Raw genomic sequence first — 7,468 nt, 5'->3', positions numbered from 1 at the left:
TGTCAATTGGTCCAACTTTTTGTCCGCGTCCCCATTCCTTCCGCACAACGAAAAAGAGCTGTGAAAAATGATTTCCATTTCTCACAGCTTCTTTTTTAGCTTCTTGAGGAAGCCAGTGTTTTATCGATTTTGTTTTCCGGTTTCTGAGAGATCTGTACGATCTGGCTCCGGATGCGTTCCATCTCGTCATTGTTATCGCCGGTCAGTTCTTTCAGTGTGACGGGTGTATCATCTGCATTGGTGAGGGGAGTCGCAATGGTCTTGTCGACTGCGTTGTAGGAAAAGCTCTCGGTCTTGCCATTCTTGAGAGTGACCTGCAGGCGTCCGCCATCGACTTTCCCTTCGCCGGAAAGACTGCCTTCGATTTCACGGCTGCCAACCTGTACTTTGTGGTCTACAGTGATGGTGCCGTCGTCATTCCTGGTAAATGTAACGGTTTCCAGGTTTTGCATGTTGTCGCCGGTCCAGTTGACGCCGGCGTCCTGCACGCCCCACCAGGTACCCTGCCAGGAGCCTCCGTTGAAGAAATAAAAAAACGCAAAAGCGCCGCCGGCTGCAATGAGCACGATCAGTATCAGAGCGGCTGCAATGTATTTTTTCATTACTTATGCACATCCTTTGATTCACGACTTTGAATGACAAAATTATTATACACTAATTGGACAGATTGTGGAATGAAAAAGGACGATATGATATAGGTTTCTTTTGTGTTTTCAAAATAGAGGCCTTTTTAAGCAAAAATGAAACCGAATTTGATTAGTTGTATGATTCTTATTGTCAACTGTGTAAAAACGCGTTTAAATGGCTTTATAACGCATTTTATGGTATAATATACACGTAAATCGTTTAATTTTTTTGAGGGCGCGGACTTTCCGCGTTCTTTTCATGGCATCTTTTTCAGATGCCGGAGCAAGGCAAAGGAGTTTTTATGGAGGATTGGAAAGAAGGTAAAATCATTTCGACGCCCCTTGAGGCGCAGATGAAAAATTCCTACATCGACTATGCGATGTCCGTCATCGTGACGCGCGCACTGCCTGATGTCAGGGATGGCTTGAAACCGGTTCACCGCCGCATCCTGTATGCGATGAATGAATCGGGCATGCTGCCGGGCAAGGCTTACAAGAAGTCCGCCCGTATCGTCGGCGATGTCCTCGGTAAGTATCACCCGCACGGCGACATAGCAGTGTATGAATCCGCTGTCCGCATGGCGCAGGATTTCTCTACCAGATATCCGCTGATCGACGGCCACGGCAACTTCGGTTCTGTCGACGGCGACTCCGCGGCTGCTATGCGTTATACCGAAATGCGTATGGCAAAGATCACGGTGGAAATGCTCCGCGACATTGATAAGAATACGGTCGATTTCGTACCGAACTACGATGGATCCCTGCAGGAACCAGTCGTTCTTCCGTCCAGAATTCCGAACCTTCTCGTCAATGGTTCTTACGGCATCGCTGTCGGCATGGCAACGAACATTCCGCCGCACAACTTGAATGAAGTTATCGACGGCCTCTGTGCTATGATCGACAATCCGGAAATCACGGTCGATGAGCTGATGAAGTACATCAAGGGCCCGGATTTCCCGACGGCTGCTATCATCCAGGGCCACAAGGGCATCGAAGACACGTACCGCACCGGCCGCGGCAGCATCACTGTCCGTGCCAGAACGGATATCGAAGAAATGCCGCATGGCAAGAACCGTATCGTCGTAACGGAAATTCCGTACCAGGTCAACAAGGCGCGCCTCATTGAGACAATCGCCGACCTGTCCAGACAGAAGGTCCTGGACGGCATCACGGCTCTGCGCGATGAATCCGACAGAACGGGCATGCGTATTGCTATCGAGCTCCGCGCTGACGTGAACCCGGAAATCATGCTGAACAATCTCTTCAAGCATACACAGATGCAGATCAACTTCGGTGCTATCATGCTGGCGCTCGTTGACGGACATCCGCGTATCCTGAATCTGCGCCAGATCCTGTACTACTACCTGAAGCATCAGGAAGAAGTCGTCACCAGAAGAACGCAGTATGAACTGGACAAGGCAAAGGCCAAAGCCCACATTTTGGAAGGCTTGCTGATCGCTCTTGATCATATCGATGAAGTCATCCGTACGATCAGAGAGTCCCGCACGGACGACATCGCAAGAGCTTCCCTGATGGAAAAATTCAGCCTTTCTGAAAAACAGGCTACCGCGATCCTCGATATGCGTCTCAGAAGACTGACCGGTCTGGAACGCGACAAGCTGGAACAGGATTATAAGGATGTGTTGGAAACGATTGATTACCTGACCGATCTCCTCTCCAGCCGTGACAAGCTGATGGGCGTAGTCAAGGATGAACTCCTCGATGAGAAGAAGAACTTCGGCGATGAACGCCGTACGGAAATCGCTGAAGCTTCGAACGATTTCACGATGACCGATCTCATCCCGGATGAACCGATGACGATTACGCTGACAAAGCAGAACTATATCAAACGCATGGATTCCGCTGATATCCGCGTCCAGAGAAAGGGCGGCCGCGGCGTATCCGGCATGAAGATGAAGGATGAGGACTATGTCTGGAAGCTCCTCAGCACCTCCACTCATAACAGGATCCTCTTCTTCACGAACAAGGGCAAAGTCTACATGAAGACAGCCGTCGAATTCCCGAAGTCGGGCAGAACGGCAAGAGGCAGCGCTCTCATCAACTTCATCCCGGGTCTTGGTCCGGATGAAAGGGTGACCGAGCTCCTCGATATCGATGCAGGCGATAAGGATATGAAGTACCTGCTCATGGTCACGAAGAAGGGCTATATCAAGAAGACGGAAATTTCCGAATACAAGAACATCAACAAGAACGGCCTGATCGCTGTCCGTCTGAATGATGGCGACCGTCTCGTCACTGTCCTTGCTGTCAAGGGTGATGAGGAAATCATCATCGGCACCCGTCAGGGCATGGCTATCCGCTTCTCCATCGGAGACGATGAAGTCCGCACGATGGGCCGCGCTACCGCAGGTGTCCATGCAATCCGCCTCTCTGATGACGACGGCGAGCTCGACGAAGTCGTAGGCGCAGTTCTTGCTACGGATAAGGATATCTTCACGATTTCCGCTGACGGCAATGCGAAGAGAAACAAGTCCTCCGCATACCATCTCCAGGGAAGAAACGGACGCGGTGTCCGCAACTTCAAGAAGGGGTACGAAGTCGTCGCTCTCGTAGCCGCTGATGACAATGATGAACTCGTCGGTGTATCCGAACAGGGCATCACCATCAAGACAAAGGCCAGCCAGATCTCCAGCAAGAAGGCAAGAGCCGGCCAGGGCGTCATCCTCCAGAGACTGGAAGACGGTGACCGCATCGCATCGATCGATGTCATTTCCAGCGATGACGACGTCGATGAAGACGAAGAATAATCTTTTCATATAGAATAAAGAGACAGATGTGAGATACTGCAAATGGTATTTCACATCTGTTTTTTTATTGTCATTGCTGCCTTGTCAGCTGTCTTTTGCCGTTTGTCCTTCTCATTTAAAAAATATTTAGGAAAATTTTCATAAAAATGCGCTTCTGGAAATGCCCATAAAAAGGGAAGAAATGAGGTCTCATGTTTCATTTTCTTCGATATAACAGGCCTTCCGGGGCATGCATTTCCGCCACGCCCGATTCTATCGGGAACTTGATAGTTCTTATGCATAACTACCATATATAGGATGCAATTAATGAATTTGACACCATATAAAGTATTTGGTACTATAGTCATGCACTAAGAAATACATATCCCAGACACCCGGGCGTCTGGTCAGAAACATCTGAAATTATCTTATAAAAAATATCCATTAAAGTGGGGGATCGTTATGAATCACTGGTACGACAATGAAATCAGCCAAGGCATCTTGAGAGAGAAGTATTATCACAAGGGTGAAACAAACCCTGAACAGTTCATGGACCGCGTCAGTTCTATTTTTGATGATGACCTGCGTCCAAGAGTGAGAGGATATCTGGAAGAAGCTTCCTTCTGTCCGGCAGGCCGCGCTCTCTATGCTGCAGGCTCCAAGGGCAAGTTCAAAGTTTCCCTTTCCAACTGCTATATCCTTCCTTCTCCGAAGGATGATCTGGAATCGATCTTCAAGTCCAACTACGAGATCGCCCGCATTTTCTCTTACGGCGGCGGCATCGGCATCAACATTTCCGGCCTTCGTCCAAAGGGCAGTGAAGTAAGAAACGTTGCAAGAACTTCTACAGGCGCTGTTTCCTTCATGAAGATTTTCAACGTGACTGGCGAAGTCATCAGCCAGAACGGCAGAAGAGGCGCTATGATGGTCGGACTGAACTGCGATCATCCGGACATCTATGAATTCCTGCATATCAAACAGAATGAAGAAAAGCTGTCTTCTATGAACATTTCCATCCTCTTCACGGATGAATTCATGGAAGCTGTCAAGAATGATACAGACTACACTCTCCGCTACCATGTAGAATCCACCGGCGAAAATATCGAACGCGTCATCCGCGCAAGAGATTTCTTCATGGAATTCTGCGAAACCCAGTGGGACTGGGGTGATCCGGGCGCGCTCTTCTCTGACCGCCTGAATGATTACCATCTGCTGGCCGGCTATCCGGAATACAAGATTGAAATCACCAACCCATGCGGCGAATTCGGCGGCAATGCTTACAACGCATGCAACCTGGCAAGCATCAATCTCTACAGCATGATCGATGACAAGTTCAGCGATGAACCGAAGCTGAATGAAGAAAAATTCCGTCAGACTGTTTATGACGGCATCGCAGCTCTCGATGAAATCGTTTCCTATGGCTATGACATTCAACCGCTCGATGAAAACAGAACCTGCATCGACGACTGGAGATCCCTGGGACTTGGCCTCTTCGGCGTAGCAGATGCTCTCGTTGCCATGAAACTGAAATATGGCAGCGAAAAGGCAAATGCATTCATGGGCGAAGTCATGAAGATGATGCTCCTGACAGCTCTCCGCTCTTCCTGCGACAGAGCCAAGAAGCTCGGCACCTTCGGCAAGTACCGCTGGGAAGCTACCAAGCAGTCCCCGGTCATGGATTTTGTGAAGGAACTGGATCCGGAGCTGTATGAAGACATTCATCAGCATGGCCTCAGAAACGGCACACTGCTTGCCATCGCTCCTACCGGCACCATCTCCCTCCTGATGGGCAGCTATTCTGGTGGATGCGAACCGCTCTACAAGATTTCCTACGAAAGAACCACGCATAAGATGGAAGATGTACACGGCAGCTTCCGCGTCTATGCGCACAGCGTCAAGGACCTCCTTGAATACCACAACCTTCCGCTCAACCTGACCGATGAAGAAATCATCGAACGTTTCCCGTGGATCGTAGAAAGCCATGAAGTGCCTTTCGATGACCGCGTGAAGCTCCAGGCAGTCATGCAGAAGTATGTAGACAACTCCATTTCCAGTACCGTCAACCTGAAGCACGATGCAACTCCGGAAGATATCTTCCAGATTTACATGGATGCATGGGAAAGCGGATGCAAGGGCATCACAGCATTCCGCGACGGCTGCCGCCGCGGCAACATCCTGGGCGTCGATGAAAACGCCAAGGCTGATGAAAAGAAAGCTGACGGCAAGGTAGAAAAGGTTAATTTCGAACCTAAGAAACAGGAACCGACCTGCCCGCACTGCGGATCCCATCAGATCCACGTCGAAGGCCACTGCACCACCTGCAACGAATGCGGATGGTCCACCTGCAGCCTCGTCGAAGGAGCTTGATGAATAACTAAACAAAAAAGGCTGTGACGAAATGATTGCACATTTCGTCACAGCCTTTTTATATTGTCACATACGGATCAGCGGAATTATTTCAGCATCTGATCGAAATCATTATTCAGTTTCTTCTCGGACTGGCTCAGCTGGTTTTCTGTGGATGCAACCCATGCTTCGTTGTTGGCAAGGTCCTTCTTTGCCATCTCGATCATCTTATTGAGTTCAGATGGCTGCGGCCCGCCTTTGACGGCGCGGTTGTGAACGATAGCAACGGGATCCTTTGCATTCTTCCATTCTTCTGCTGTCATCGGGAAGGTCTTCGGGATGGATGGGTCTTCCTTGGCAACATCGGCTACGGATTTAGCATAGATGGTCTTGGCATCTTCATAGGAGAAGTCAGCCGGAGTGATGTTGTTGGCTCTTGCATAGGTAACGACATCAGAAGCGAAGTGGTGGCCTACGCGGAAGGGGATGCCGTATTTCTTCATGAGCTGGTCGGCAATTTCCTGCGAGCAGGTCCAGTCAAGATTCAGTTCTTCGAGCGAACGGTCCGGATGGATGACAAGGTTGTTCAGGATGCGGTCGAATTCGGAGAGGACTTTCGTTGCCTGCGGTACGATGTCCATTCTTCCACTCAGACGTCCGTCAGCCATGCCGGCAGGAATGTTGTGGGAGCGGAATGCTGCTTCGACAGACATGCCAAGGAGCGTGGAAGCGTCAGTGCGGCAGGAGTTCAGGATGCCGGGATTTCTCTTCTGCGGCATAGCGGAGGAGACATATGTATTTCCGCCGCCTTCTTTAAGAAGAATCCACGGACGCGGCTGTGCGTACTGCTGCATGATTTCTTCAATGAAGCTTGTCGTGTGGATGGCGATGGCATTCGTGATACCGCCTGTTTCAATCGGCGCTTCCTGCGGGAAAATCTGTCCTGCATCGTACGTATTGTAGGCGATGGAGTCAAAGCCGAGGTAATCGGCCATGCGGTCGCGGTCAAGCGGCCAGCCGGTGCCGTTCAGGACCATGGAGCCCATCGGAGAGCGATTGAGGCGGGCATAATATTCTCTGACACGCTGCATGTCGCGGTTGTATGCATTGGCATAAGCGATGAGGTGGTGAGCCAGGCTGTTTGGCTGGGCAGCGACGCCGTTCGTATAGTTCGGGATGATGGTGTCCTTGTTTTCTTCAGCCAGCTTGATCAGGGAACGCTGCACGTTGTCGAGCTCTTTGGCCATGGCCATGAGATGTTCTCTCTGTTCCATGATGCCGACGGTCGTCAGCATATCCTGGGAAGAACGGCCGGCATGGATCTTCGTGACTTCCGGGCCTGCTGCCTGGATGAGGTATGGTTCGAAAGCGACGACATTCGTCGGACGCGGGCCGCCCGGCTTGTTTCCTTCATCAAGGACCTTCTGGATGCCATGGGCAATGTTCTTGCCTTCAGCAGGGGTCAGGAGCCCTTCATCGGTATTGATGATATCAGAAGCTTTATTGATCTGGCCGAGCCAGTAAAAGTTGTCTCTGGGTGTCTGGTCAGCAGCAAAAATGATCGAGCCGGACATCAGCGCGCAGAGCGTGAGCGCCATCAATGATTTTTTCATAGAATCTCCTTTCAAAACAGCAGGCATGAGCCTCGATGTAAACAAAATCTGTACTTATTATAACAACGGTAGACGTGTACTAAGTCAATGAAAGTATTTATAGAGTGTTTAAATAATCTTGTGTAAACGTACTCCT

General features: G+C 50.1%; 4 protein-coding genes. 2 read left to right on the top strand and 2 right to left on the bottom strand.

The features are described 5' to 3' along the window. Positions 1 to 95 precede the first annotated feature (95 nt). A complete protein-coding gene (locus tag M3200_RS00040) occupies positions 96 to 602 on the bottom strand; it encodes a hypothetical protein (RefSeq protein ID WP_022381495.1) in 507 nt (168 codons plus the stop codon). Between the two features lie 326 nt (positions 603 to 928). On the opposite strand from M3200_RS00040, the gene gyrA reads away from it, so the two are divergent. Both gyrA and M3200_RS00030 read left to right on the top strand, forming a co-directional pair. Beyond that, a complete protein-coding gene (gene gyrA / locus M3200_RS00035; protein ID WP_022381494.1) occupies positions 929 to 3,394 on the top strand; it encodes a DNA gyrase subunit A in 2,466 nt (821 codons plus the stop codon). Positions 3,395 to 3,835: 441 nt separating this feature from the next. Then, positions 3,836 to 5,740 (top strand): adenosylcobalamin-dependent ribonucleoside-diphosphate reductase, encoded by a 1,905-nt coding sequence (locus tag M3200_RS00030; protein WP_022381493.1) that lies wholly within the window; start codon positions 3,836 to 3,838, stop codon positions 5,738 to 5,740. Between the two features lie 86 nt (positions 5,741 to 5,826). On the opposite strand, the gene M3200_RS00025 is transcribed toward M3200_RS00030, so the two are convergent. Then, positions 5,827 to 7,332, bottom strand: coding sequence for a lyase family protein (locus tag M3200_RS00025; protein ID WP_022381492.1), 1,506 nt, complete (start codon positions 7,330 to 7,332; stop codon positions 5,827 to 5,829). Positions 7,333 to 7,468: the final 136 nt, after the last annotated feature.

The sequence above is a fragment of the Dialister sp. CAG:357 genome (assembly GCF_000435155.1).
GTDB lineage: Bacteria > Bacillota > Negativicutes > Veillonellales > Dialisteraceae > Dialister > Dialister hominis.
The sequence above is the reverse complement of the archived record's forward strand: the minus strand, read 5'-3'. Positions and strand labels throughout refer to the sequence as shown.

What these genes read in the sequence shown, in the direction of transcription:
- M3200_RS00040 (WP_022381495.1), bottom strand. Translation starts at nt 602, where the DNA reads ATGAAAAAATACATTGCAGCCGCTCTGATACTGATCGTGCTCATTGCA.
- gyrA (WP_022381494.1), top strand. Translation starts at nt 929, where the DNA reads ATGGAGGATTGGAAAGAAGGTAAAATCATTTCGACGCCCCTTGAGGCG.
- M3200_RS00030 (WP_022381493.1), top strand. Translation starts at nt 3,836, where the DNA reads ATGAATCACTGGTACGACAATGAAATCAGCCAAGGCATCTTGAGAGAG.
- M3200_RS00025 (WP_022381492.1), bottom strand. Translation starts at nt 7,332, where the DNA reads ATGAAAAAATCATTGATGGCGCTCACGCTCTGCGCGCTGATGTCCGGC.